Below are 24,440 nucleotides of genomic sequence, written 5' to 3' on the forward strand. Positions count from 1 at the left end.
GCGACCCGCCGTGGGCCACCGTACGCGCGACGCCTCCCGCCACCGCGCGTACCCGCACGGCAGCCCGAGAGCGGCGGCCTGAAGGCCTACGGGCGTAACGGACCGCAGCCCCCACCATCGCCGCCGCGCCCGCACCACCACCGAGCCCGCAGCCCCCACCACCGCCGCCGAGCCCGCACGGCCGCCTCACCGCACCTCGATGAACCGCCCCGCCTGCCGCGCCGGCCGTTCCTTCGGCGGCGCCGCCGCGTGGCCGACCGCGACCGCGCCCATCGGGTCCCAGTCCTCCGGAAGCCCGAGTGCCTCCCGTACGACATCGCGGCAGAACATCGTCGAGGACACCCACGCCGACCCCAGCCGCTCGCCCGCCAGCGCCACCAGGAAGTTCTGCACGCCCGCGCCCGCCGCGACCACGAACATCTCGCGCTCGGCGGCGTCCCGGCGCGCGTCGCCGTAGTGATGCGAGCCGTCCATGACCAGGCACGGCACCACCAGGTACGGCGCGTTCCGCAGCACGTCACCCCGGCGTACCCGCTTGGCGACGGACTCCTCGGACTTGCCGTCCCGCCGCAGGTCCGCGATCCAGGCGTCCCGCATCGCGTCGAGAAGCCGCACCCGCGAGGCCTCCGACTCCAGGAGCACGAACCGCCACGGCGTGGTGTGGTGCGGCGCCGGAGCCGTGACGGCGGCCGCGACAGCACGCCGCACGGCGCCGGGGTCCACGGGCTCGTCGGTGAACTCCCGGACCGTACGCCGCAGGGTCACCGCCTCCCGTACCGCCTCCGACGTCCCGAGCCGGAACATGTCGTCGGCGGCGCCCCGCACCAGCGCCCGGGCGCCCTCGTCGTCGCCGGCACCGTCCACGACGTGCGCCAGGCCGCGCACGACGGCGACCGGCAGCCCGTTCGCCTTGCCCTTCACCAGGTCGCCCGCGGCGGCGAGCTCGTCGGCGGTGGCGACGACCGTGGCGCTGAGCGGATTGCCGTACGCGTCCGTCCCGCCGCGCAGGTCGTCGAGGACGCGCACGCCGGCCGCGCCGATCGCCACGTCGGTCAGCCCGGTGCGCCAGGGCCGGCCGGAGGTGTCCGTGACGACGACTCCGACGTCGACCCCGAGGGTGTCCCGCAGGCCGTCCCGGATCGCCCGGGCGGAGGCGTCCGGGTCGACGGGCAGCAACAGGACCGTCCCGGCGGGGGTGTTCGAGGCGTCGACCCCGGCGGCGGCCATGACGAGACCCTGGCGGTTCTCGACGATCCGCAGCGCGCCGCGCCGCGCCACGACCCGTACCGTCTCGGCGTCGATCGCCTCCTCGCGGTCGTCGGCGGCGACCACCCGCCCCTCGGCCTTGCTCACGATCTTGGAGGTGACGAGCAGGACGTCCCCGTCCCGGAGCCCGGGGGAGACGGAGGCGATCAGCTTGGCGAGATCGTCCCCGCCCCTCACCTCGGGCAACCCACCGAGCGCCCACACCCGATACCCGCCCCCGCCAGGCCCGGAACCGTCCCCCGCCGCCGAGCCGCCGTCCGCAGGGCCGGTCATCCCCGGACCTCCTCCGCCAGCGCCAGCGCCTCGCGCGCCATCGCCGTCGTGGCGTCCAGGTCCGTCATCATCAGCGGCACCGCCCGGCAGCGGATCCCCGCCGACTCGACCTCCTCGACCACACCCGCGTCGACCGTGTCGACCAGCCAGCCGTCGAGCAGCCCCGAGCCGTAGTGCCGGGCCACCGCCGAGGCCGTGGACTCCACGCCCACCGCGGCGAGGACCTTGTCCGCCATGCCCCGTACCGGCGCGTCGCCGACGATGGGGGAGAGGCCGACCACCGGCACGTCCGCCTCCGCGATCGCCTCCCGGATGCCGGGCACGGACAGGATCGTGCCGACCGACACGACCGGGTTGGACGGCGGGAACAGGATGAGGTCCGCCTCCGCGATGGCCTCCAGGACACCCGGCGCCGGCTTCGACGCCTCCGCGCCGACGGCCACCACGGCCTGCGCGTCCACGGAGGCCCGCAGCCGCACCCAGTACTCCTGGAAGTGCACCGCCCGCGACTCGCCGTCGACCTCGATGGCGACGTGCGTCTCGACGCGGTCGTCGGACATCGGCAGCAGCCGCACCCCCGGCTGCCAGCGCGCGGACAGCGCCTCGGTGACCGCGCTGAGCGGATAGCCCGCGGCCAGCATCTGCGTACGGACGATGTGTGTCGCGAAGTCGCGGTCGCCGAGGCCGAACCACTCCGGCCCCACCCCGTACGCCGCGAGCTCCTCCTTCACCGTGAAGGACTCGTCCTCACGGCCCCAGCCCTGCTCCTCGTTGATGCCACCGCCGAGGGTGTACATCACCGTGTCGAGGTCAGGGCAGACCTTCAGTCCGAAGAGATGGATGTCGTCACCGGTGTTGCCGACGACCGTGATCTCCGCGTCCGGCGCGGCCTGCTTGAGGCCGCGAAGGAAACGGGCACCACCGATGCCACCGGCCAGAACCACAATGCGCATGTGGATCAGTCTGTCAGGCGCGTACGACACCGGAGCCGGTCGGGGCGGTCCCGGAGGCGGTCGAGGCGGCCCCCGCGGCGGCCGAGCCGCCCGGCACCGACGCGCACTGTGCCTGCAGGGACTCGTGCATCGGCATCTCGGTGAGGCCGGGGTAGTAGACGTGCAGGCTGACCGCCGGTTCGAGGGAGTCGTTGACGACCTCGTGGACGTACCCGGGCGCGAAGACCCGCGTCGCGCCCCCGTCGAGCTTCCGTACGCCCCTCTCCGTACGCTCCGTCAGTTCTCCCTGGAGCACGGTCAGTACGCCCGACGAGGCGCCGTGGTCGTGCAGTCCGCTGCCCTGGCCGGGCACCCAGGAGAGCAGCCAGACCTCGTAGCCGGGCCCGGTGCGCAGCCGGTGGTACCAGCGGGTGGTGGCGTCGTACTCGACGTGCGGGGCCCACTGGGCGCGGTCGGCGGCGATGGTACGGGCGAGGCCGACGAACTCGGCCACCGTGGAGGGGTGCTCGCGGGCGGGCTGCAGGAGGTGGGGGACCTCGAGGATGTCGCCGGCGATCTGAAGGTCGCTGTCGCTGTTCATGGGTGCGGTGGTTCCTCGGCAGTAACAGAAGTCGTGCAGGGGGGTCACACAGGAGTCGTGCAAGGGGTCACGCGGGGCAATGCGGGCAACGCAGGCAACGCGGAGAGGGGGCGCTGGAGCTCGGAGGCGTCAACAGCTGGAACAGCAACAGCAACAGCGGGCCTGGACAGCGCTGCGGTACCCACGGGCGTGGGTCGCGGAGGGCGCTGAGATCGCTGGCATGCCACCAAAGGTGCCGGGCGGCCCACCCGACTGTCAACTCAATGCCCGTTTTGGGGGTAATGTTTCACCTCATCCGGTTACAGCGTCCGGAGAAAGGTTTGTGCAGCCGCTGACCGGGACAGATGGCGCAACATCCGTGCCCGTAAACGCGGCCGAGGTCCTGTGATCCAACTGTGATCCGGATCGCTTCCGTGGCTGGATCGCGACAAGATCCACACTCCGGGCGTCTCTCTCCTGAGAGGGAACGGTGCGGCCAGGCCAGTGGCATGTGTCAGGTTTTTGGTGATTTGAACACTTTCCGCATAGCCTTGGTTCCGCAGAGTGAATACCGGGCCCAATAGCAGATTCCGGCTTGACTCGCACAGAGCACGAACTTGTAATTTCACTCGTGTCGTTCGGCCGGAATCGGTCCGGAATCGGTAGCGGCAACATCACGGGGACGCACAGACAGACGAGGGGCGCACATGACCGAGTTGTTCCAGGAACTGCTGGTCGAGGACGCGGACGAGGAACTCGGCTGGCAGGAGCGCGCGCTGTGCGCCCAGACCGACCCCGAGTCCTTCTTCCCCGAGAAGGGCGGCTCGACCCGCGAGGCCAAGAAGGTCTGCCTCGCCTGTGAGGTCCGCTCCGAATGCCTGGAGTACGCCCTGCAGAACGACGAACGGTTCGGCATCTGGGGCGGTCTGTCGGAGCGGGAACGCCGCCGCCTGAAGAAGGCGGCCGTCTGACCGACGGACGCCCCGGCGCCCGACCGTCCGACCGACGAGGCCGGCGCCCGACCGGCGGCTGTTCCGGCCCCACGGCTGGCCGGGCCCGACGGCCGTCCTGGCTCCCGGCCCGAGGCTGTCCCGCCTCCGGCCCGAGGCTGTCCCGCCTCCGGCCCGAGGCTGTCCCGCCTCCGGCCCGACCGCTGCTCCCGGCTCCCGGCTCCCGGCTCCCGGCTCCCGGCTCCCGGCTCGACGGCATCGCTACCCACCCGCCGAACCGCGCACACCCGTACACATCGAACGGTCCGCCCCCTGTGCTCTGTCCACAGGGGGCGGACCGTTTTCTTGACAGCCGTTAGTGTGGGGCCCCGTCCGAGACGCACCCCACGCCCCCCGCGGGCGACCCCCCCCCCCGGCCGGAGGGCCCGTACCTCGATGTCCTCAACTCCTGAGTTTCCGCGACACGTCGTCACCGCCGTGCTCGTCGCCCACGACGGCGCCCGCTGGCTGCCGGACGCCCTCGCCGGGCTGCTCGCGCAGGAGCGTCCCGTGCAGAACGTCGTCGCCGCCGACACCGGCAGCGCCGACGACTCCGCGCGGCTGCTCGCCGACGCGATCGGCGCCGACCGCGTGCTGCACCTCGCCCGCCGTACGGGCTTCGGCGCCGCCGTCGAGGAGGCGGCCCGCACCGCCCCCGTACTCGGACCCGAGGAGCTGACGTACCTGAAGCGGCCCAGCGGCTGGGACCCCGTCAGCAGGACCTGGAGCGACGAGGCGTACGACCTGCCCGAACTGCCGCACGGCGAGCCCGTGCAGTGGCTCTGGCTGCTCCACGACGACTGCGCCCCCGAGCCCGAGGCCCTCACCGAACTCCTGCGCGTCGCCGACGCGGACGCGTACGCCGCCGTCGTCGGCCCCAAGCTCCGCGGCTGGTACGACCGCAGGCAACTGCTCGAAGCCGGCGTCTCCATCGCCCGCAGCGGCCGCCGCTGGACCGGCCTCGACCGCCGCGAGCAGGACCAGGGCCAGCACGACCAGGTCCGTTCCGTCCTCTCCGTCTCCAGCGCCGGCATGCTCATCCGCCGGGACGTTTTCGAGGAGCTCGGCGGCTTCGACCGCCGCCTGCCCCTCATGCGCGACGACGTCGACCTCTGCTGGCGCGCCCACGCCGCCGGCCACAGCGTCCTCGTCGCCCCCGACGCCGTCCTGCGGCACGCCGAGGCCTCCGCCCGCGAACGCCGCACCGTCGACTGCGCGGGCCGCTCGGTCGCCAACCCGCACCGCGTCGACAAGGCCGGCGCCGTCTACACCCTGCTCGCCAACAGCCGCGGCGCCGCCCTGCCGTACGTCCTGGTCCGGCTGATCCTCAGCACACTCCTGCGTACCCTCGCCTACCTCGTCGGCAAGGTCCCCGGTCAGGCCGTCGACGAGGTCATGGGCCTCCTCGCCACCCTGCTGCGCCCCGAGAAGATCCTCGCGGCCCGCAGGCAGCGCAAGAACCCCGCCGTCGCCGCCAGCGAACTCCGCCCGCTCTTCCCGCCGCCCGGCGCCACCATCCGCGCCGCCGCCGAACAGGTCGTCGCGAACTTCGGCGGCTCCGACGCCGATTCCGGCGGCTCGCGCCACGGCGCCGTCGAGACCGGCCCCGGCGGCGACGACGCCGACTTCCTCGAAGTCGAGCAGTTCGCCCGGCTGAAGAAGATCTCCCGCAGGCCCGGGCCCGTCCTCTTCGCCCTCCTCCTGCTCGTCTCCGTCGTCGCCTGCCGTGGCCTGTTCGGCGGCGGCTCCCTCGCCGGCGGCGCGCTGCTGCCCGCCCCCGACACGGTCTCCGAGCTGTGGGGGCGGTACGCGGACAGCTGGCACGCCCTGGGCACCGGCGGCACCCAGACCGCCCCGCCCTACCTCGCCGTCCTGGCCGGACTCTCGGCCTTCTTCCTCGGCTCCACCTCCTTCGCGCTCACGGTGCTGCTCGTCTGCTCGGTCCCGCTGGCCGGCTTCACCGCCTACTTCGCGGCACGCCCGCTCGTCGAGTCCGCGCTGCTGCGCGCCTGGGGCGCCATCGCGTACGCCTTCCTGCCCGCCGCCACCGGCGCCCTCGCCGCCGGCCGCCTCGGCACCGCGATCCTCGCGATCCTGCTCCCGCTCATCGCCCGCGCCGCCGTCGCCGCCCACGGACTGACCGGCTCCGGCACCGGCACCGGCGGCACGAGCGCGGGCAGGGGCGCGGGCAAGAGCACCGGCGGCGCCCGCGGCAGCTGGCGCGCCACCTGGGCGTACACCTTCCTGCTGACGTTCACGATGGCGTTCACGCCCATCGTCTGGCCGATCGCCGTCGTCCTCGGTCTCGCCGTCCTCGTGCTGCGCCGTGCCGACATCGCCGCCTACGGCCTGCGCTTCCTCGCCACCGTCGGCACCCCGATCCTCGTCCTCGCCCCCTGGTCGCTCTCCCTGCTGACCAGCCCCAGCGCCTTCCTGCGCGAGGCGGGACTCGACATCCGTACGGGCACGGCCTCCGCCCTCGACCTGCTCGGGATCAGCCCCGGCGGCCCGGGCACCACCGGCGGCCTGCTCCTCATCGGCATCGTCCTGGCCGCCCTGGCCGGACTGCTGCGCGAGGAGCGCCGGTCCGCCGTCCTCACGGCCTGGACCGCCGCCCTCGTCGGCCTCCTCTTCGCCGTGGTGTCGAACGGCGCGGGCGGCACCGGCTGGGCCGGTCCCGCCACCCTCGTCTACGGCACGGCGCTGCTCGTCGCCGGCATGATCGGCGCCGAGTACGGACGTACCCGCGTCGCCGCGCACGGCTTCGGCTGGCGCCAGCCGGTCGCCGCGCTCATCGCCCTCGCCGCCGCCCTCGGCCCGGTCGTGGCCGCCGTCGGCTGGATGATCGGCGGCGCCGACGGCCCGCTGACCCGGCGCGACCCCGTCCAGGTCCCGGCGTTCGTCGCCGAGGAGAGCGACACCCGCGACCAGCCGCGCACCCTCGTCCTGGGAGGCACCTCGCCCGGCGAGGTCGCGTACACCCTGGTCCGCGGCTCCGGCGGCCGCCTCGGCGACGCCGAACTGGCCGCGGAGGACGGCGGCGACGCGCGCCTGGACAAGGTGGTCGCCCACCTCGTGGCGGGCTCCGGCGCCGACCAGACCGAAGAGCTCAGCGGCTTCGCGATCCGCTACGTCCTCGTACGGGACGGGGCGCCGCGCGAGACGAGCCGTGTCCTCGACGCCACCCCGGGCCTCAGCCGGCTCAGCCAGCTCGACGGCAGCGCGCTCTGGCGCGTCGACCGCGAGGTCGCCCGCGCGATGATCGTCCCCGCGCAGAAGCCCGGCACGACGACGGACGGGACCGCCACGGACAAGACGGCCACGGACGGGGCGAAGGACGCGGACACGGCGGCGGAGGCCGCCAAGCCGGTCGCCGTCGCCGCCGGGCCCGTCGAGGCGCACACCGAGATCCCCGCGGGCCCTGCGGGCCGGATCCTGCGCATCGCCGACCGCGCCGACGAGGGCTGGATCGCCACGCTCGACGGCAAGGAGCTGCCGCGGACCACCGTCGACGGCTGGGCCCAGGGCTTCGAACTCCCCGCCGGCGGCGGCCGTCTCGACCTCACGTACGACCAGCCGTTCACCCACACGCTGTGGATCTGGACCCAGGTCGGCCTCGCCGTCGTCCTGCTCGTGCTCGCCCTGCCGGGGCGGCGCCGCGAGATCGACGACGACCTGCCGGAGGAGGAGGTCGTCATCCCCGCCCAGGCGATGGAGGGCGACGGCCGTCGGGCCCGCCGCCTGCGCGCGGCGGCGGAGGCGGAGGCGGAAGCCGAAGCCGTGGCCCTGGCCGCTCAGGAGCAGGGCCAGGAGGCGGGATACGACGCCCAGCCCCAGCCCCAGCCCCAGCAGCCGGTGGCGGAGCCCGTCCCCGTACCGCAGGAGCAGACGTACGCGGGCGAGGACTGGCAGCAGCAGGCCCAGCAGGCCCAGCAGGCCCAGCAGGCGGCCCAGCAGGACCCGTACGCCCAGCAGGGCTACTACGCGCAGCCCCAGCAGTACGCCGAGTACGGCACCGACCCGTATCAGCAGCAGTACGACCCGTACGCCCAGCAGGGCTACGACCAGCAGCAGCAGCAGCACGCGCAGCAGCAGTACGAGCAGTACCCGCAGCAGGGTTACGAAGAGCAGCAGGGCTACGACCAGCAGCAGGGCTACGAAGAGCAGCAGGCCTACGACCCGTACGCGTACGGCTACGAGACCGAGCAGCGTCCCGACGGGAGCAGCAACCAGTGAAGCGCACCACCCTCTCCCTGATCGCGGTCGCCACCGCCCTCGCCGCCGTCACCGGCTTCGCCGCCCTGACCGCCCCCGACGGCTCGGCCGCGCCCGAGGCCAAGGCCCCGGCCACGCTGCCCGTGGAGCGCTCCAGCCTGCTCTGCCCGGCGCCCAGCAGCTCCGAGCTGGCCGAGACGGACTACACCTCGTACACCCCGGGCGCGACCGGACGTTCCGGCAGCGCCTCCGGCAGCGGGACCTCCGGCACAGGCGCCGCCGCTGCCGCCAAGGCCGAGCTCAAGGCCGCCCCGACCGCCGCCACCCCCGGCGGCACCACGGCGAAGAAGCCCGGCGCCAAGGCCCCGGCCACCGTCACCCAGCCCGGCAAGCCCGTCTCCGCCGAGGCGAACGGCGCGGCCGCCCCCGCCCTGACGGGTTCGGCCACGGGCGGCCTCGCCCCCGGCTGGACGGTCCAGCAGACCACCGTCGTCCCGGCCGGCGGTGCGCGCGGCCTGCTCGGCGTCACCTGCGGCGCCCCCGACACGGACTTCTGGTTCCCGGCCGCCTCCACGGCCAAGGAGCGCGGGGACTACGTCCACCTCACCAACCCCGACGACAGCGCCGCCGTGGCCGACATCGAGCTGTACGGCCCCGAGGGCGAGCTGAAGTCGCAGCTGACCGAGGGCATCCCCGTCCCGGCCCACTCCAGCGTCCCCGTCCTGCTCTCGACGCTCACCGGCCAGGCCCCCACCGCCGACCTGACCGTCCACGTCACCACCCGCAGCGGGCGGGTGGGCGCGGTCGTCGGCGCCGCCGACGACAAGCTCGGCAGCGACTGGCTGCCCGCCTCCGCCGACCCGGCCGGCACCGCCGTCCTGCCCGGCATCCCGGCCGACGCGACCTCGGTGCGCCTGGTGGCGTACGCCCCGGGCGAGAACGACGCCGAGCTGAAGATCCAGCTGGTCAGCGAGACGGGCACGATCGTCCCCGCGGCCGCGCAGTCCCTGCACGTGAAGTCGGGCATGACCGCGGCCGTCGACCTCCCGGACCTCACCCGCGGCGAGACCGGCTCCCTGCTGCTCAGCCCCTCCGACCCGAAGAAGTCGACCCCGTTCGTGGCGGCGCTGCGCGTCACGCGGGGCAAGGGCGACAAGCAGGAGGTCGCGTTCATCCCGGCGACCGCCGCGATCGACTCCCGCGCGACCGTCGCCGACAACCGCGCGGCCGGCTCGACGCTCGCGCTGACCGCCCCGGGCGAGACGGCCCAGGTCAAGGTCACCGCCTCGGCGGGTACGGGAGGCGGCACGCCGGTCTCCAGGACCGTCACGGTCAAGGCGGGCACGACGACGAAGGTCACCGACGTGGTCCCGGCCGGGCTCAAGGGCTCCTACGCCCTGACGGTCGAGCGGATCTCCGGCGGCCCGGTCCACGCGTCCCGCCTGCTGGCCGTCCCGGAGGGCGGCATCCCGATGTTCACGGTCCAGCCGCTGGTGGACGACCGGGGCACGGTCAAGGTCCCGACGGCGAAGCAGGACCTCTCGGTCCTGGACGACTGAGCGGCGGCGGTACGAAGCTGGGCCGCGGTCGGAGCTGGGCCGCGGTGTCAGTCCTGCCCGTACCGGGGGTCGACGGACTCGGGGGAGAGGCCCAGCAGCTCCGCCACCTGCTCCACCACGACCTCGTGGACGAGGAACGCACGCTCCTCGCGGCTCTTCGAGCGGATCTCGACGGGCCGCCGGTAGACGACGACCCGGGCCGGCTCGTCCTTCGCCGCCGGGACGGAACCGCCGAGCGGCACCGCCTCACCGGGCGAGGTGGGCGGCACGTCCAGGACCAGGAACTCGACGTCCGCCAGCTGCGGCCAGCGCCGCTCCAGACGTTCCACCGAGTCGATGACGAGATCGCGGAAGGTGTCGGCCCGGCTCGCGGACAACGGCACCTGAGGTGGGGCGACCGGCCCCCGCATCCCGCGGCCATGCCGGTCACGGCGGCGCGCCCGGGGCTCCACCGGAGCGGGACGCCCCTCGGCGGAGCCGGATGCGCCCGCGTCGGACTCACCCGCGAGGGGGTCGCCCGAGCGGGACTCGTTCACCGGGGAGTCGCCCGTGTGGGACTCGGCCGGGCGGGACGAAGGGCGCGGCGGCACAGGACTGTCCATCACTGACGCAGCGTAACTCTCCTCGGTGTTCCATGACCGTGGCGCACACGTGCCACCACGCCGTCGCGCCCGCCTCACTGTCGATAGTTGAGCGTTCCAGCCAAGGGCGGGCTCGATTGCATAGGTTCCCGCGATCGGCCATCTGGCCGTGGTTGACCGGATTCCTGTCCGACGTTGTCCGGATCGACGGTCGCCCCTCCCCCCGTTCCCCTCCTTACGCGCAGGTCAGGACGGGCAGCCGAACAGGGGCCGTGTCCGAGGTCACACCGCGACACGGTGGAGTGACCTGGTGGAGAGTCGTCGCGGCCCGCTCAAGAGTGCGGTACCGTCCAACGTCGTGAGCCCTGTACGTCGCTGTTCGCGCACCGCGTGCGGCCGCCCTGCCGTCGCGACACTGACGTACGTCTATGCCGACTCGACTGCGGTCCTCGGCCCGCTCGCCACCTACGCCGAGCCCCACTGCTACGACCTGTGCGCCGAGCACAGCGAGCGCCTCACCGCGCCGCGCGGCTGGGAGGTCGTCCGTCTCTCGGACGGCTCCGCCCCGGCCCGCCCCAGCGGTGACGACCTCGAAGCCCTCGCCAACGCGGTACGGGAGGCGGCCCGCCCCCAGGAGCGCGCCGCGGAAGCCGGCGGCAAGAGCGGCGGCAGAGGCGGGGACCCCGTGGAGGTCGGCCGCAGAGGCCACCTGCGGGTGCTGCGCTCCCCGGACAACTGACATCGGCCACGACGGCCGACCGCCGCCCCGCACCACCACCGGCCTCACGCCACCGCCGGCCTCACACCACCGCCGGCCTCGCACCACCACGGACCTCACGCCACCGCCGACCTTCGGACACCGCCGCCAAGGCGCTCTGCCCTCTCGCCCACGACCCCCGGTAGGTTGGGCCTCCGTACACGCGCCGCACACGCGTGCCGACGCAGGCGTATTCAGGAGGGTTGTTCCGTGGCTGCTGATCTGTCGCAGATCGTGAAGGCGTACGACGTCCGCGGGGTGGTGCCGGATCAGTGGGACGAAGGGCTCGCAGAACTGTTCGGGGCCGCATTCGTCCGGGTGACCGGCGCGGACGCGATCGTGGTCGGTCACGACATGCGGCCCTCCTCGCCGGGCCTGTCGGGCGCGTTCGCCCGTGGCGCGGCGCGGCTCGGCGCCGACGTGACCCTGATCGGGCTCTGCTCGACGGACCAGCTCTACTTCGCCTCCGGCAGCCTGAACCTGCCGGGCGCGATGTTCACCGCCTCGCACAACCCGGCCCAGTACAACGGCATCAAGATGTGCCGTGCGGGTGCGGCCCCGGTCGGCCAGGACACCGGTCTCTCCGTGATCCGGACGCTCGTCGAGCGCTGGTCGGACGAGGGCGCGCCCGAGGCGGCGGTCACGGCGGGCACGATCTCGGAACGGGACACGCTGAAGGACTACGCGGCCCACCTCACCGCGCTGGTCGACCTCACGGCGATCCGCCCCCTGAAGGTCGTCGTGGACGCGGGCAACGGCATGGGCGGCCACACCGTGCCCACCGTCTTCGAGGGCCTCCCGCTGGACCTCGTACCGATGTACTTCGAGCTCGACGGCACGTTCCCGAACCACGAGGCCAACCCGCTCGACCCGGCCAACATCGTCGACCTCCAGGCCCGCGTCCGGGCCGAGGGCGCCGACCTGGGCCTGGCCTTCGACGGCGACGCCGACCGCTGCTTCGTCGTCGACGAGCGCGGCGAGGCGGTCTCGCCGTCCGCGATCACGGCGCTGGTCGCCGCGCGCGAACTGGCCAAGACCCCCGGCGGCACGATCATCCACAACCTGATCACCTCCTGGTCGGTCCCCGAGGTCGTCCGCGAGAACGGCGGCGCGCCGGTCCGCACCCGCGTCGGGCACTCCTTCATCAAGGAGGAGATGGCGAAGACGGGCGCGATCTTCGGCGGCGAGCACTCCGCGCACTACTACTTCAAGGACTTCTGGAACGCCGATACGGGCATGCTCGCGGCGCTCCACGTCCTGGCCGCGCTCGGTGGCCAGGACGGCCCGCTGTCGGAGCTGGTCTCCTCGTACGACCGCTACGCGGGCTCGGGCGAGATCAACTCCACGGTCGCCGACCAGGCGGGCCGGACGGCGGCGGTCAAGGCCGCGTACGCGGGCCAGGAGGGGGTCACCCTCGACGAGCTGGACGGCCTGACGGTGGCGGGGGCCGACTGGTGGTTCAACCTCCGCCCCTCGAACACCGAGCCGTTGCTCCGGCTGAACGTGGAGGCCCGCGACGAGGCCACCATGGCCAAGGTCCGCGACGAGGTCCTGGACCTCGTCCGCGCGACGGCCTGACCCCCGCTCTTCCCGCCGGGGGACGGCGCGGACGGCCGAGCCGCGCGCCCCGTTCCCCGGCGGTAGGCTGACCTGGCCCGAAGGGCAGCGGCCCCAAGGGCAGCACCATCACTCGTATGTTCGAAGGGACACCTCATGCCGCTCGAAGCCGGCCTCCTGGAGATCCTGGCCTGCCCGGCGTGCCACGCGCCGCTGAACGACCGCACGGCGGCCGACACCCCCGAACTGATCTGCACCAGCCCGGACTGCGCCCTCGCGTACCCGGTCCGCGACGACATCCCCGTCCTGCTGGTGGACGAGGCCCGCCGCCCGTAGGAGCCGCCCACCGACCGGGCGGCAACGGCGCGGACGACGGGCCCCAGAGGGGACGCACCCCTGGGGCGGATCCACCCACGACGGCGCACCCCGCAGCCCGACGACCTCTTGGGCGGATCCACCCACGACGCCACGCCCCTATAGCCCGCCGGACTCTGGGGCGAGCACGCACAACGGCACGCTCCCGCAGCCCGCCGGACTCTGGGGCGAGCACCCACAACGGCACGCTCCCGCAGCCCGCCGACCCTGGGGCGGATCCACCCACGACGGCGCACCCCGCCCCGCCCGTACCCGGAGGCACCGCCACATGCTCGACGAGACCATCCTCGACGCCCCGGACGCCCTCGCCCTCGCCGACCGCCACGGCCTCCTCCGCGGCGCCGCCGAAGCCGGCGCACGGGTGCGGACGGCGACCCGGCACGCCGCCGAAGCCGGCATCTCCGAGCTCAGCCCCGAGGGCCGCCCCCGCGCCGTCCTCGTGGCAGGCCCCGGCACCGCCGCCGCCGGCGTCGCGGACCTGGTCGGCGCCCTCGCCGGCGCCGCCGCCCCCGTCATCCGGCTCCAGCCCACCGGCGTCGCGCCCGCCCCGGGTGCCCTGCGCTGGGCGCTGCCCGGCTGGGCGGGCTCCGTGGACCTCCTCCTGATCCCGACCACCGACGGCTCCGAGCCCGGCCTCGCGCTCCTCGCCGAGCAGGCGTACCGGCGCGGCATCACCGTCGTCGCCGTCGCCCCCCGGACCTCCCCGCTCGCCGACACCGTCAGCGCGCCCCGGGGCCTGCTCGTACCGATGGCGATGGCCCCGCACGAGAGCGCGAGGGAGTACGAGGAGACCCTCGCTGCCGGTCCGGGCGACCTGTGGGCCCTGTTCACCCCGCTCCTCGCGCTGCTGGACCGCGTCGGCCTGGTCGAAGCGCCCTCGGCGACGCTGGAGAAGGTCGCCGACCGCCTGGACAGTACGGCCGAGCGCTGCGGGCCGGCGATGGCCACGTACAACAACCCGGCCAAGACGCTCGCCGCCGAGCTCGCGGACTCGCTGCCGCTGATCTGGACCGAGGGCGACGCGGCCGGCCCGGTGGGTCGGCGCTTCGCGGCCGTCCTCGCCGAACTGGCCGGCCTGCCCGCCCTCGCCGCCGAACTCCCGGAAGCCCTGCCCGCCCACGGCGTCCTGCTCGCCGGCGACTACGCGGCAGGCGCCGACCCCGACGACTTCTTCCGCGACCGTGTCGACGAGCAGCAGGCGCTGCGCGCCCGGGTCGTCCTGCTGCGGGACCGCCCGGCCGGCGCGGGCGGCCTGACGGCGGCGCCCGCCGCCCGCGAGCTGGCCCTCAGCCACGGCACGGCCATCAGCGAGCTCGAACCGCTGGCGTCGGAGGAGGCGCCGGAGGAAGCGGGCGAGCTCCTGGAGATCCTGGCCGAACTGCTCGCGGTCACGGACTTCGCCGCGGTCTACCTCTCCCTGGCATCGGCAGGCATCGCACCCCCGCACTGACGGAACACCCAGGGCCCACGGCCCCACCACGGACAGCCCCCCGCCCCACCACCGACAGCCCCACCACCGACAGCCCCACCACCCACAGCCCTCCCACCCACAGCCCTCCCACCCCACCACCCACGGCCCGCCCCACTCCGCCCACACCCACCCGTCACGACGCCGCCACGTCCCAGACGCCCCCACCGCCACCTCCATCACGCACCGCGCCACCGCACTGAGGAAAGCTGGAAGGCTCCATGGACCGCCTCGTCAACACCGTTCGCCCCTACGCCTGGGGCTCGACCACCGCCATCCCGGAACTGCTGGGCGCAACCCCCACCGGCGAACCCCAGGCAGAGATGTGGATGGGCGCCCACCCCGGCGCCCCCTCCCGCACCGGGCGCGGCCCGCTCAACGAGGTCATCGACACCGACCCCGTACGCGAACTGGGTGCGGCGGCCGTCGAGAAGTTCGGCCCCCGCCTCCCCTTCCTCCTCAAGCTGCTCGCGGCCGGCGCGCCGCTCTCCCTCCAGGTCCACCCCGACCTCGCCCAGGCGAAGGCCGGATTCGCCGCGGAGGAGGCGGCCGGCGTCCCGATCGACGCGCCGCACCGCAACTACAAGGACGCCAACCACAAGCCCGAACTGATCTGCGCCCTCACGCCGTTCAAGGGCCTGTGCGGCTTCCGCGACCCGATCGAGGCCGCCGACGCCCTGTCCGCGCTCGGCGTCGACTCGCTCAAGCCGTACGTCGACCTGCTGCACGCCCACCCCGAAGAGGCCGCGCTGCGCGAGGTCCTGACGGCCCTGCTGACCGCCGACCCGGCGGAGATGGCGCACACCGTCACCGAGGCCGCAGCCGCCGCCGAACGCCTGGGCGGCGCCCAAGCCCCGTACGCCGTGATCGCCCACCACTACCCGAGCGACCCCGGCGTCATCGCCGCCATGCTGCTCAACTTCGTCCAGCTGCAGCCCGGCGAAGCCCTCTACCTCGGCGCGGGCGTCCCGCATGCCTACCTCGACGGCCTCGGCGTCGAGATCATGGCCAACTCCGACAACGTGCTCCGCTGCGGCCTTACCCCCAAGCACGTCGACGTCCCGGAGCTGCTGAAGATCGTCCGCTTCGAGCCGACCGACCCGGGCGTCCTGCGCCCCGAGGCGTCGCCGTCGGGCGAGGAGGTCTACGACACCCCCATCGACGAGTTCCGCCTCTCCCGTCTCGTACGGGCCGAGGGCGCCGCGCCCACCGACGTCACCGCCCCCACCCCGCAGATCCTGCTCGCCGTCGCGGGCCGCCCGAGGGCGGGCGAAGTGCCGCTCGCCCCAGGGGAGTCCGTGTTCGTTCCGGCCGGCGAAACGACCGAACTGTCCGGTACGGGAACGGTCTTCCGCGCCACCGTCGTCGCCTGACGCACCCCTGATGCAACAATGACCGGCCGAATGGCGGCACAAGTGCCGGAGTACCGACGAAGGGAAGACGTACACCCATGAGCGCGTCAGGCGGAACCAAGGCGATCGTGGCGGCGCTCGCCGCGAACCTCGCGATCGCGGTAGCCAAGTTCGTGGCGTTCCTCTTCAGTGGTTCGTCCTCGATGCTGGCCGAGAGCGTCCACTCGCTGGCCGACTCCGGCAACCAGGGGCTGCTGCTGCTCGGCGGCAAGAAGGCCAAGCGCGAGGCCACGCCGCAACACCCCTTCGGCTACGGCCGCGAGCGGTACATCTACGCCTTCCTCGTCTCGATCGTGCTCTTCTCCGTCGGTGGCATGTTCGCCATCTACGAGGGCTACGAGAAGATCAAGCACCCGCACGCGATCGAGGCCTGGTACTGGCCGGTCGGCGTCCTCGTCTTCGCGATCATCGCCGAGACCTTCTCCTTCCGTACGGCCATCAAGGAGTCGAACCAGATCCGCGGCGGCCTGACCTGGACGCAGTTCGTCCGCCGGGCGAAGGCGCCCGAGCTGCCGGTCGTCCTCCTGGAGGACCTCGGCGCGCTCGTCGGCCTCTTCCTCGCCCTCGGCGGCGTCGGCGTCGCCCTTCTCACGGGCGACGGCGTCTGGGACGGCATCGGCACCCTCTGCATCGGCGTCCTGCTCATCGCGATCGCGATCATCCTCGCGGCCGAGACCAAGTCGCTGCTGCTCGGTGAGGCCGCGGGCATCGAGCAGGTGAAGCAGATCGAGGACGCGGTCGTCGACGGCGAGACCGTCACGCGCCTCATCCACATGCGTACGCTCCACCTCGGCCCGGAGGAGCTCCTCGTGGCCGCCAAGATCGCCGTCCGGCACGACGAGACGGCGACGGAGGTCGCCGCCGCCATCAACGCGGCGGAGGAGCGCATCCGCGCCGCCGTCCCGATCGCCCGGGTCATCTACCTGGAGCCGGACGTGTACAGCGAGTCGGCGGCGGCGGAGGGCGTGAACCCGGCGAAGTCCCCGGGCGGCACGGACCACTAGCACGCCGAGCGGCGCCCCTTCCGGAGCCGCACGACAGAGGGCCCGGGGTCACCACGACCCCGGGCCCTCCGCTGTAGGCGCGTACCGGCGTACGTATGTACGTACCTGCGCACGTGCTTCCTTCGCTACGCGCCTCTGTACGTACGGGCTACTCGACCTCGCCCAGCACCCGCAGAACCGCCTGCTCGTCCGCCGCCCCGAGCAACCGCTCCCGGAACCCCGGATCCATCAACTTCCGCGACAGCATCGCAAGGATCCGCAGATGCTCGTCCCCGGCCGCCGCCTCCGGCACCGTGATCATGAAGATCAGCCGCGCCTTCGTCCCGTCCAGGGAACCCCACTCCACACCCTCGGCCGACCGCGCGAAGCCGACGACCGGCGCGGTCACGGCATCGGTCTTGGCGTGCGGGATGGCGATCTCCTCGCCGAGCCCGGTCGTGCCCTGCTCCTCGCGCGCGAACGCGGCCCGCACGAGCCCGTCGAGGTCCGCGACCTTCCCGGTGGTGGCGAGCATCGCGGCCATCTCACGGATGGCGGCGTCCTTGCCGTCGGCCTCCAACCGCACCTTCACGGTCTGGGCCGTCAGGTACCCGGACAGCACGTCGTCGGGCCCGTCACCCACGTCACCCACGGCAGCCCCGGACCCAGGGGCGGGCACGGATACGGATACGAGCCCCGACGCGTCAACGGGCCTGGTCTCGGCGGGCACAGACACAGGCTCGGCCACGGGCGCCGACACAGGCTCGGCCACGCGCGCCGACACAGGCTCAGCCACGGGCGCCGACACAGGCTCGGCCACGCGCGCCGACACCGAAGCCCCGGCAGCCGCTCCCGCCACCGCCGGCACGAGCGCCCCCGCGCCCCGGCCCCTCCGCTCCCGGATGTCGATCAGCGCGTTCGTCGTGAGCGCGGTGACGACCGTGCCGACGGCCACGGCCAGGAAGAACATCGGGACCCCGCCGACCGCGCCGAGTACCGCCACGATCGGCCCGCCGTGCGGCACCGCGTCCGTCACCCCGGCCATGCCCGCGATCGCCCCCGCGGCCGCGCCACCGAGCATGTTGGCGGGGATCACCTGCGCCGGCCGCGCCGCCGCGAACGGGATCGCGCCCTCCGAGATGCCGAACATGCCCATGAAGAGCGACGCCATCCCGGTCTCCCGCTCCTGCTCCGAGTAGAGCTTGCGGCGCAGCACCGTCGCCAGGCCCTGGCCGAGCGGCATCACGGGGATGGCGGCGGCGCACATGCCCATGACGGTCATGTTGCCGGTGGCGATGAGCCCCGCGCCGAAGAGGAACGCCGTCTTGTTGACCGGCCCGCCCATGTCGAACGCGATCATCAGGCCGAGAATCGCCCCCAGCAGGATCGCGCTGGTCCCGGTCATCCCGCCGAGCCAGCTCGTCAGATGCTCGAAGACCCAGGAGATCGGCTGGCCGATCACGTAGATGAAGAACAGCCCCAGGGCCGTCGTCGCCACGATCGGGATCACGATGATCGGCATGATCGGCTGGACGAACTTGGGGACCTTCACCTTCTTGATCCACAGCACCAGATAACCGGCGAGGAAGCCGGTCACGATCGCACCGATGAAGCCCGCGCCGGCCTCGGAGTGGTACAGCGAGCCGTCGTTGGCGATCCAGCCGCCGATCATGCCCGGCACGAGCGCGGGCCGGTCGCCGATCGCGTAGGCGATGTAGCCGGACAGGATCGGCACCATCAGCTTGAAGCCGATCACCCCGATGTTGTTGACGTCCATCCAGAAGGAGTCTTCCGGGATGACGAGGCCGTCGGGCGTGGCGTGCCCGCCGATGGCGAGCGAGATGGCGATCAGCAGCCCGCCGACCACGACGAACGGAATCATGTACGAGACACCGTTCATCAGCGCCTTGTACGCGAGACTCCGCTCCTTACCGCCGCCGCCACCGCCACCGCCACCGGAGCCCGAGCCACGGGAGCCCGTGGCACCTCCGCCACCCCCGACCTCGCCGACCGCACCACCACCGTCGTGCATGGGCGCGGTCCGCACCTGCTCGATCAGCCGCTCCGGATGGTGGACACCCTCGGCCACCCCGACGGACAGCACCCGCTTCCCCTCGAAACGGCTGCGGTCCACATCCTTGTCCGCGGCGATGATGACTCCGTCGGCGTTTCTGACATCGTTGTCAGTGAGGACGTTCTCGGCCCCGATGGATCCTTGTGTCTCCACCTTGATCTCGACGCCGAGGGCCTGCGCGGCCTGCGCCAGCTTCTCCGCCGCCATGTAGGTGTGGGCGATCCCGGTCGGGCAGGCGGTCACCGCGACCAGCCTCACCGTCCGCCCCTCACTCGCTGGACTGGGCACAGGCTTCTCCTCGTACTCGCTGCTGGTTCCCCAGCATCGTGCCTCAGACGGCAACGCTGTCAAAAGTCCGCAAGGCCCCGGAAGCTCGGGCCACAGGACCCGATGTCGAGGCCGCTTCCAGCCGAATCCCCCTACCGGGCGGGCTGTGGGTCGCCGGGGTGATCGGTGTAGATTCGTGACGAGCCAGACGTCGCTGCTGATGGCGGTCGGGCGGTCCTTCCGGGGACCGGCCGAGGGAGAGAGGGCCTCCGACGACTGCACCGCTGAGTACCCGGGCATTCGTGTGCCCGCGCCAGCTCACGTCGCGGTGTCAGGCGCCCCAACCGACCCTCGAACCCGATCCACGAGGAGCAGCCCAGTCATGACGACTGCCGCCACCCAGCAGGACTTCAAGGTCGCCGACCTCTCCCTGGCCGCGTTCGGCCGCAAGGAGATCACCCTCGCCGAGCACGAGATGCCCGGCCTGATGTCGATCCGCCGCGAGTACGCCGAGCAGCAGCCGCTCGCCGGCGCCCGCATCACCGGCTCGCTGCACATGACCGTGCAGACCGCCGTCCTGATCGAGACCCTGGTCGCCCTCGGCGCCGAGGTCCGCTGGGCGTCCTGCAACATCTTCTCCACCCAGGACCACGCCGCCGCGGCCATCGCCGTCGGCCCGAACGGCACCCCCGAGGCCCCCGCCGGCGTCCCGGTCTTCGCCTGGAAGGGCGAGACGCTCGAGGAGTACTGGTGGTGCACGGAGCAGGCCCTGACCTGGCCGAACACGCCCACCGGCGGCCCGAACATGATCCTCGACGACGGTGGTGACGCCACCCTCCTCGTCCACAAGGGCGTCGAGTTCGAGAAGGCCGGCTCCGCCCCGGACCCGGCCACCGCGGACAGCGAGGAGTACGGCTACATCCTCCGGCTCCTCAACCGCACCCTCGGCGAGAACCCGCAGAAGTGGACGCAGCTCGCGTCCGAGATCCGCGGCGTCACCGAGGAGACCACGACCGGTGTCCACCGCCTGTACGAGATGCACCAGGCCGGCTCGCTCCTCTTCCCCGCGATCAACGTGAACGACGCCGTGACGAAGTCGAAGTTCGACAACAAGTACGGCTGCCGCCACTCCCTGATCGACGGCATCAACCGCGCCACCGACGTCCTCATCGGCGGCAAGACCGCCGTCGTCTGCGGCTACGGCGACGTCGGCAAGGGCTGCGCCGAGTCCCTGCGCGGCCAGGGCGCCCGCGTCATCGTCACCGAGATCGACCCGATCTGCGCGCTCCAGGCGGCGATGGACGGCTACCAGGTCACCACCCTCGACGACGTCGTCGAGACGGCCGACATCTTCATCACCACCACGGGCAACAAGGACATCATCATGGCGTCCGACATCGCCCGCATGAAGCACCAGGCGATCGTCGGCAACATCGGTCACTTCGACAACGAGATCGACATGGCCGGCCTGGCCAAGATCCCCGGCATCGTCAAGGACGAGGTCAAGCCGCAGGTCCACACCTGGACCTTCGCCGACGGCAAGGTCATCATCCTTCTCTCCGAGGGCCGCCTGCTGAACCTCGGCAACGCGACCGGCCACCCCTCCTTCGTGATGTCGAACTCCTTCGCGGACCAGACCCTGGCCCAGATCGAGCTCTTCACCAAGCCGGAGGAGTACCCGACCGACGTCTACGTCCTCCCGAAGCACCTGGACGAGAAGGTCGCCCGCCTCCACCTCGACTCGCTCGGCGTGAAGCTCACGACTCTCCGCCCCGAGCAGGCCGCCTACATCGGCGTCGACGTCGAGGGCCCGTACAAGCCGGACCACTACCGCTACTGATGCCGGCACCGACGGCGCCCGTGCACTGACGCACGCCCGTCGCCCGCACCCGTAGAGGAATCAGGCAGGCCCCCGCACCCCCGTGCCGGGGGCCTGCCTCGTCCGTCCGGCCCGCACCCGGGCCTACCGCCCCCCGATCGCCCCCGAGGACCCATGCCCCGCGGCCGCTATTCGCTCCATGATCCGCACGATCACACCCCCCTCGGCGAAGAACACTTCCACTGCGCGCCCGGCCCCTCCGGCTGGCGCTACGTCTCACAGACCACCACCCCCTCCGGCGACCACGCCGGCTCCGTCGACCTGGCCATCGACGAACTCGGCCGCCCCATCCGACTCGAACTCCACGCCGCGAGCTGGCAGGTCCGCGGCGCCGCGCTCGACGGCGTCACCTGGGTCCGTACGGACCCCACCGGAGTCCACGCCACGGAAGGCAATGTGCGCGCCCACGCCTTCACCGGCACGTCCCCGGCATTCCTCGTCGCGATCACACGACTGCTACGCCTCACCCCCACTTCCCCCGCGACCCGCGTCCGGCTCGTCGCCTTCACGGATCCCGTGCTTGCCCCCCTCACGATCGACCAGTCCTGGGCCCTGACGAACAGTGAAGCGCACGCCACTGACAACGGCCGTCTGATGGTGGACGAGTACCAGGTCAACGCCCTGGACACGGGCGAACAGCACACGGTTCACATCGCCGGCGACGTCGTCCTGTCGGCCCCCGGCATCGAACTGGAGTCGCTGGAATCTCCGCCGAACGTCTTCCCCGACGCCGCGACCTAGGCAGGCGGCGCGAACCCGGTGGAACGCGGAGGCTCCACGGCGGCGGCGGCGGCGGCAGCGGGAGCGGGAGCCGGAGCGGGAGCCGGAGCGGGAGCCGGAGAACCCTCCCCGCCATCCGGAACAGACGCGGCAGAACGGCCGACGGCCCCGCCGCCCCCGGCCCCGGAAGCCCCAGCCGCCGCGCCCGTCGCCACTCCCATCCCCATCTCCATCCCTATCCCCGTGCCGGTTCCCGGAGGGGAGAAGGCCCGCCGGGTGTCCCGCGCCTGCCGCTCACCGACGACTCCGGCGAGATAGGCCGCCGCCGGCACACCGGCAGGCGGCGGAGTTCCCGTCCGCGCGACGAGCTCGTCGGCCAGCCGCTCGGCGAGCCGCCGCCCCACCTCCGGGTCCAGCTGCCGCATCCGCGTCAGGTACTGCCGTATCTCCAGCCACAGCCCGTCCGGCACGGCGGACAGATCCAGTGCGCTGAAGCGCCCCACGAGCCACGGCGGGGGAGGCGGCACGAACGTGCTCCGCGCCGCCGGCACCCGCTCCCGCACGACGAGCGTCCCGGCGAAGACGTCACCGATCCGCCGCCCCCGCGCGGACACGAGCGAGGCGACGCACGCGACGACCCCGAAGGTCATCAGGATCTCCACGACCCCCATCGCGCCCCGGACCAACGCGTGCCGGAAGCGGATCGGCCCGCCGTCGTCCCGCACCACCCGCAGCCCGCAGGCCATCTTTCCCAGAGATCGCCCGTGCGACAGCGTCTCCACCGCGATGGGCGCCCCCACCAGCACCAGCAGAAACGTCGCGATCGCCACCGCGGTCTGCGCGGCCTCGTCCAGCGAAGCCGTAGCCAGGGCGAGCCCGACCGACACCAACAGATAGGCGGCCCACACCACCAGCAGATCGAGGAAGAGTGCCAGAGCCCGGCTCGGCAGCCGCGCCGGCTGCAACCCCAGGACGACCGCGTCCCCCGTCACCACCCCGCTCACGGCACCCACCCTTCTCCCGCCTGCTCCGACCCCTCGGTACGACAGTCTGCCAAGCTGACCGGCAGCGCGCCGCAGTAGTACGGACCCGTACACACCCAGTGCCTGGAGCAGCAGCCGATCATGGACCTTGACGTCTACGTCACCGCCCACCGAGCCGAGTGGGACCGCCTCGACCACCTGCTGCGCCGCGGCGGCAAGCTCACCGGTGCGGAGGCCGACGAGCTCGTGGCCCTGTACCAGCGGACGGCGACCCACCTCTCCCTGATCCAGTCCAGCGTCCCTGACCCCATGCTCACGGCCCGGCTCACCCAGCTCGTCGCCCGCGCCCGAGCCACCGTGACCGGCACCCGCCGCTCCTCCTGGCACGACGCGGTCTCCTTCCTGACGGCCGGATTCCCCGCCGCCGTCTACCGCTCGCGCCACTGGTGGATCCCGACGGCCGTCCTCTCCACGCTCCTCGCTGTGATCATCGGCTGGTGGATCGGTACGCACCCCGAGGTGCAGTCCGCCATCGGCGCCCCGACCGAGCTGCGCGAGATGACCCGCCAGGGCGGACAGTACGAGACGTACTACTCCAGCCACCCCGCGACCTCCTTCGCGGCCCAGGTCTGGACGAACAACGCCCAGGCCGCCGCCATGTGCCTGGTCCTCGGAGCGTTCCTGGGCATCCCGGTGCTGGGGATCCTCTTCCTCAACATGCTGAACGTCGGCGTCGCCATCGGCCTCATGTCCGCCGCCGGCCGCCTCGACGTCATGCTGGGCCTGCTCCTCCCGCACGGCCTCCTCGAACTCACCGCGGTCTTCGTCGCCGCCGGCACCGGCCTCAAGCTCGGCTGGACCGTCATCGAACCCGGCCCGACGACTCGTCGCGCCGCCCTGGCCACACAGGGCCGCGCTGCCGTCGGCATGGCCATCGGCCTCGCCCTCGTCCTGTTCCTCTCAGGCCTCATCGAAGGCTTCGTGACCCCGTCGGGCCTCCCCACCTGGGCGCGCATCACGATCGGTGTCGCCGCCGAGCTGGCATTCCTCGCCTACGTCTACATCCTGGGCGGACGCGCGGCCCGCGCGGGCGAAACCGGCGACCTCGCCGACGAGGCCCGAAGCGCCGAGCTGCCGACCGCCGCCTGATGTGCGTACGACCCCGCTGACCTGCTAGTCTCCTCTTCGCCCGCAAAAGCTGTTGACACGGCTCGCGTGGGGAGGTAGATTTTAACGGTTGCCTCGGACTGGACAAGTTCGATGGCGGTAAGTTAGTATCTCTCTCGCTCCGGTCGGGATTCGATTCCACGGAGCCACCCCGATTCCTTATTCGAATCACGAAAGCCACCGATTAGGTCGGCCGGAATGAATCTGATAAAGTCGGAATCGCCGGAAAGGGAAACGCGAAAGCGAAGAACAGCCCGGCAGCCCGCTCCAGCGGGTGGCAGAAACGGAAATCGGATCTGCTAAGCTGGAACACGAAAGACCGAAGGGAAAAGCCCGGAGGAAAGCCCGAGAGGGTGAGTACGAAGGAAGCGTCCGTTCCTTGAGAACTCAACAGCGTGCCAAA

General features: G+C 72.6%; 19 protein-coding genes. 12 read left to right on the top strand and 7 right to left on the bottom strand.

All coding sequences use genetic code 11. From position 1 onward, the window contains the following. Nucleotides 1–186: 186 nt before the first annotated feature. The 3 genes from ACIPPS_RS30190 to ACIPPS_RS30200 are packed head-to-tail and all read right to left on the bottom strand — an operon-like array spanning nucleotide 187 to nucleotide 3,072. Nucleotides 187–1,539, bottom strand: coding sequence for a coenzyme F420-0:L-glutamate ligase (locus tag ACIPPS_RS30190; protein WP_401438514.1), 1,353 nt, complete (start codon nucleotides 1,537–1,539; stop codon nucleotides 187–189). Further along, entirely contained in the window at nucleotides 1,536–2,492 is a 957-nt protein-coding gene (cofD, locus tag ACIPPS_RS30195) for a 2-phospho-L-lactate transferase (protein ID WP_401438517.1), read from the bottom strand. Before cofD ends, ACIPPS_RS30190 begins: the two co-directional genes overlap by 4 nt. A gap of 13 nt (nucleotides 2,493–2,505) precedes the next feature. Beyond that, nucleotides 2,506–3,072, bottom strand: coding sequence for a cysteine dioxygenase (locus tag ACIPPS_RS30200; protein ID WP_401438520.1), 567 nt, complete (start codon nucleotides 3,070–3,072; stop codon nucleotides 2,506–2,508). A gap of 686 nt (nucleotides 3,073–3,758) precedes the next feature. Here ACIPPS_RS30200 and ACIPPS_RS30205 point away from each other — a divergent pair. From ACIPPS_RS30205 to ACIPPS_RS30215, 3 genes are all read left to right on the top strand, one after another. Beyond that, nucleotides 3,759–4,022: a WhiB family transcriptional regulator gene (locus ACIPPS_RS30205; protein ID WP_015033978.1), complete on the top strand. Its 264-nt coding sequence runs from the start codon at nucleotides 3,759–3,761 to the stop codon at nucleotides 4,020–4,022. 414 nt (nucleotides 4,023–4,436) lie between these two features. After that, nucleotides 4,437–8,276 (top strand): glycosyltransferase family 2 protein, encoded by a 3,840-nt coding sequence (locus ACIPPS_RS30210; RefSeq protein WP_401438523.1) that lies wholly within the window; start codon nucleotides 4,437–4,439, stop codon nucleotides 8,274–8,276. After that, complete coding sequence (locus tag ACIPPS_RS30215; RefSeq protein WP_401438526.1) at nucleotides 8,273–9,814, top strand: DUF5719 family protein; 1,542 nt, start codon at nucleotides 8,273–8,275, stop codon at nucleotides 9,812–9,814. Before ACIPPS_RS30210 ends, ACIPPS_RS30215 begins: the two co-directional genes overlap by 4 nt. Nucleotides 9,815–9,861: 47 nt before the next feature. Here the strand turns inward: ACIPPS_RS30215 and ACIPPS_RS30220 are convergent, their stop codons facing one another. Beyond that, nucleotides 9,862–10,266 (bottom strand): metallopeptidase family protein, encoded by a 405-nt coding sequence (locus ACIPPS_RS30220; protein ID WP_401438619.1) that lies wholly within the window; start codon nucleotides 10,264–10,266, stop codon nucleotides 9,862–9,864. A gap of 439 nt (nucleotides 10,267–10,705) precedes the next feature. Here ACIPPS_RS30220 and ACIPPS_RS30225 point away from each other — a divergent pair, with 439 nt between their 5' ends. From ACIPPS_RS30225 to ACIPPS_RS30250, 6 genes are all read left to right on the top strand, one after another. Continuing rightward, on the top strand, nucleotides 10,706–11,134 hold the full coding sequence (locus ACIPPS_RS30225) for a DUF3499 domain-containing protein (protein WP_401438528.1): 429 nt from the start codon (nucleotides 10,706–10,708) through the stop codon (nucleotides 11,132–11,134). A 228-nt stretch (nucleotides 11,135–11,362) separates the two neighbouring features. After that, the gene (locus ACIPPS_RS30230) at nucleotides 11,363–12,730 is read left to right on the top strand and encodes a phosphomannomutase/phosphoglucomutase (RefSeq protein ID WP_401438531.1); all 1,368 of its coding nucleotides are present in this window, start codon (nucleotides 11,363–11,365) and stop codon (nucleotides 12,728–12,730) included. A 135-nt stretch (nucleotides 12,731–12,865) separates the two neighbouring features. Further along, complete coding sequence (locus tag ACIPPS_RS30235) at nucleotides 12,866–13,045, top strand: Trm112 family protein (protein WP_401438534.1); 180 nt, start codon at nucleotides 12,866–12,868, stop codon at nucleotides 13,043–13,045. Between the two features lie 307 nt (nucleotides 13,046–13,352). Beyond that, nucleotides 13,353–14,534, top strand: a complete 1,182-nt coding sequence (locus ACIPPS_RS30240; RefSeq protein WP_401438537.1) for an SIS domain-containing protein — start codon at nucleotides 13,353–13,355, stop codon at nucleotides 14,532–14,534. 239 nt (nucleotides 14,535–14,773) lie between these two features. Further along, entirely contained in the window at nucleotides 14,774–15,925 is a 1,152-nt protein-coding gene (manA, locus tag ACIPPS_RS30245) for a mannose-6-phosphate isomerase, class I (protein WP_401438539.1), read from the top strand. A 77-nt stretch (nucleotides 15,926–16,002) separates the two neighbouring features. After that, nucleotides 16,003–16,968, top strand: a complete 966-nt coding sequence (locus ACIPPS_RS30250; RefSeq protein WP_401438541.1) for a cation diffusion facilitator family transporter — start codon at nucleotides 16,003–16,005, stop codon at nucleotides 16,966–16,968. Between the two features lie 148 nt (nucleotides 16,969–17,116). Here the strand turns inward: ACIPPS_RS30250 and ACIPPS_RS30255 are convergent, their stop codons facing one another. Beyond that, a complete protein-coding gene (locus ACIPPS_RS30255; protein WP_401438622.1) occupies nucleotides 17,117–19,228 on the bottom strand; it encodes a fructose-specific PTS transporter subunit EIIC in 2,112 nt (703 codons plus the stop codon). A gap of 442 nt (nucleotides 19,229–19,670) precedes the next feature. Between ACIPPS_RS30255 and ahcY the strand changes: the two genes are divergently transcribed. Next, a complete protein-coding gene (ahcY, locus tag ACIPPS_RS30260; RefSeq protein ID WP_401438544.1) occupies nucleotides 19,671–21,128 on the top strand; it encodes an adenosylhomocysteinase in 1,458 nt (485 codons plus the stop codon). Between the two features lie 153 nt (nucleotides 21,129–21,281). After that, nucleotides 21,282–21,908: a hypothetical protein gene (locus ACIPPS_RS30265; protein ID WP_401438547.1), complete on the top strand. Its 627-nt coding sequence runs from the start codon at nucleotides 21,282–21,284 to the stop codon at nucleotides 21,906–21,908. Here ACIPPS_RS30265 and ACIPPS_RS30270 read toward each other — a convergent pair. Next, entirely contained in the window at nucleotides 21,905–22,891 is a 987-nt protein-coding gene (locus ACIPPS_RS30270) for an RDD family protein (protein ID WP_401438550.1), read from the bottom strand. The genes ACIPPS_RS30265 and ACIPPS_RS30270 overlap by 4 nt on opposite strands. A 120-nt stretch (nucleotides 22,892–23,011) precedes the next feature. Here ACIPPS_RS30270 and ACIPPS_RS30275 point away from each other — a divergent pair, with 120 nt between their 5' ends. After that, nucleotides 23,012–24,019 carry a stage II sporulation protein M gene (locus ACIPPS_RS30275; RefSeq protein WP_401438553.1) on the top strand — a complete coding sequence of 336 codons (1,008 nt, stop codon included), beginning with the start codon at nucleotides 23,012–23,014 and terminating at the stop codon, nucleotides 24,017–24,019. Nucleotides 24,020–24,221: 202 nt separating this feature from the next. Here ACIPPS_RS30275 and ACIPPS_RS30280 read toward each other — a convergent pair. Continuing rightward, the coding region (locus ACIPPS_RS30280; RefSeq protein WP_401438555.1) for a hypothetical protein at nucleotides 24,222–24,440 on the bottom strand (219 nt) is incomplete at its 5' end.

The sequence above is a fragment of the Streptomyces sp. NPDC090127 genome (genome assembly GCF_044746945.1).
Taxonomy (GTDB): Bacteria; Actinomycetota; Actinomycetes; order Streptomycetales; family Streptomycetaceae; genus Streptomyces.

Coding starts and splice junctions, on each gene's coding strand:
- ACIPPS_RS30190 (WP_401438514.1), bottom strand. CDS start 1,539: ATGACCGGCCCTGCGGACGGCGGCTCGGCGGCGGGGGACGGTTCCGGG.
- cofD (WP_401438517.1), bottom strand. CDS start 2,492: ATGCGCATTGTGGTTCTGGCCGGTGGCATCGGTGGTGCCCGTTTCCTT.
- ACIPPS_RS30200 (WP_401438520.1), bottom strand. CDS start 3,072: ATGAACAGCGACAGCGACCTTCAGATCGCCGGCGACATCCTCGAGGTC.
- ACIPPS_RS30205 (WP_015033978.1), top strand. CDS start 3,759: ATGACCGAGTTGTTCCAGGAACTGCTGGTCGAGGACGCGGACGAGGAA.
- ACIPPS_RS30210 (WP_401438523.1), top strand. CDS start 4,437: ATGTCCTCAACTCCTGAGTTTCCGCGACACGTCGTCACCGCCGTGCTC.
- ACIPPS_RS30235 (WP_401438534.1), top strand. CDS start 12,866: ATGCCGCTCGAAGCCGGCCTCCTGGAGATCCTGGCCTGCCCGGCGTGC.
- ACIPPS_RS30240 (WP_401438537.1), top strand. CDS start 13,353: ATGCTCGACGAGACCATCCTCGACGCCCCGGACGCCCTCGCCCTCGCC.
- manA (WP_401438539.1), top strand. CDS start 14,774: ATGGACCGCCTCGTCAACACCGTTCGCCCCTACGCCTGGGGCTCGACC.
- ACIPPS_RS30250 (WP_401438541.1), top strand. CDS start 16,003: ATGAGCGCGTCAGGCGGAACCAAGGCGATCGTGGCGGCGCTCGCCGCG.
- ACIPPS_RS30255 (WP_401438622.1), bottom strand. CDS start 19,228: ATGGCGGCGGAGAAGCTGGCGCAGGCCGCGCAGGCCCTCGGCGTCGAG.
- ahcY (WP_401438544.1), top strand. CDS start 19,671: ATGACGACTGCCGCCACCCAGCAGGACTTCAAGGTCGCCGACCTCTCC.
- ACIPPS_RS30265 (WP_401438547.1), top strand. CDS start 21,282: ATGCCCCGCGGCCGCTATTCGCTCCATGATCCGCACGATCACACCCCC.
- ACIPPS_RS30275 (WP_401438553.1), top strand. CDS start 23,012: ATGGACCTTGACGTCTACGTCACCGCCCACCGAGCCGAGTGGGACCGC.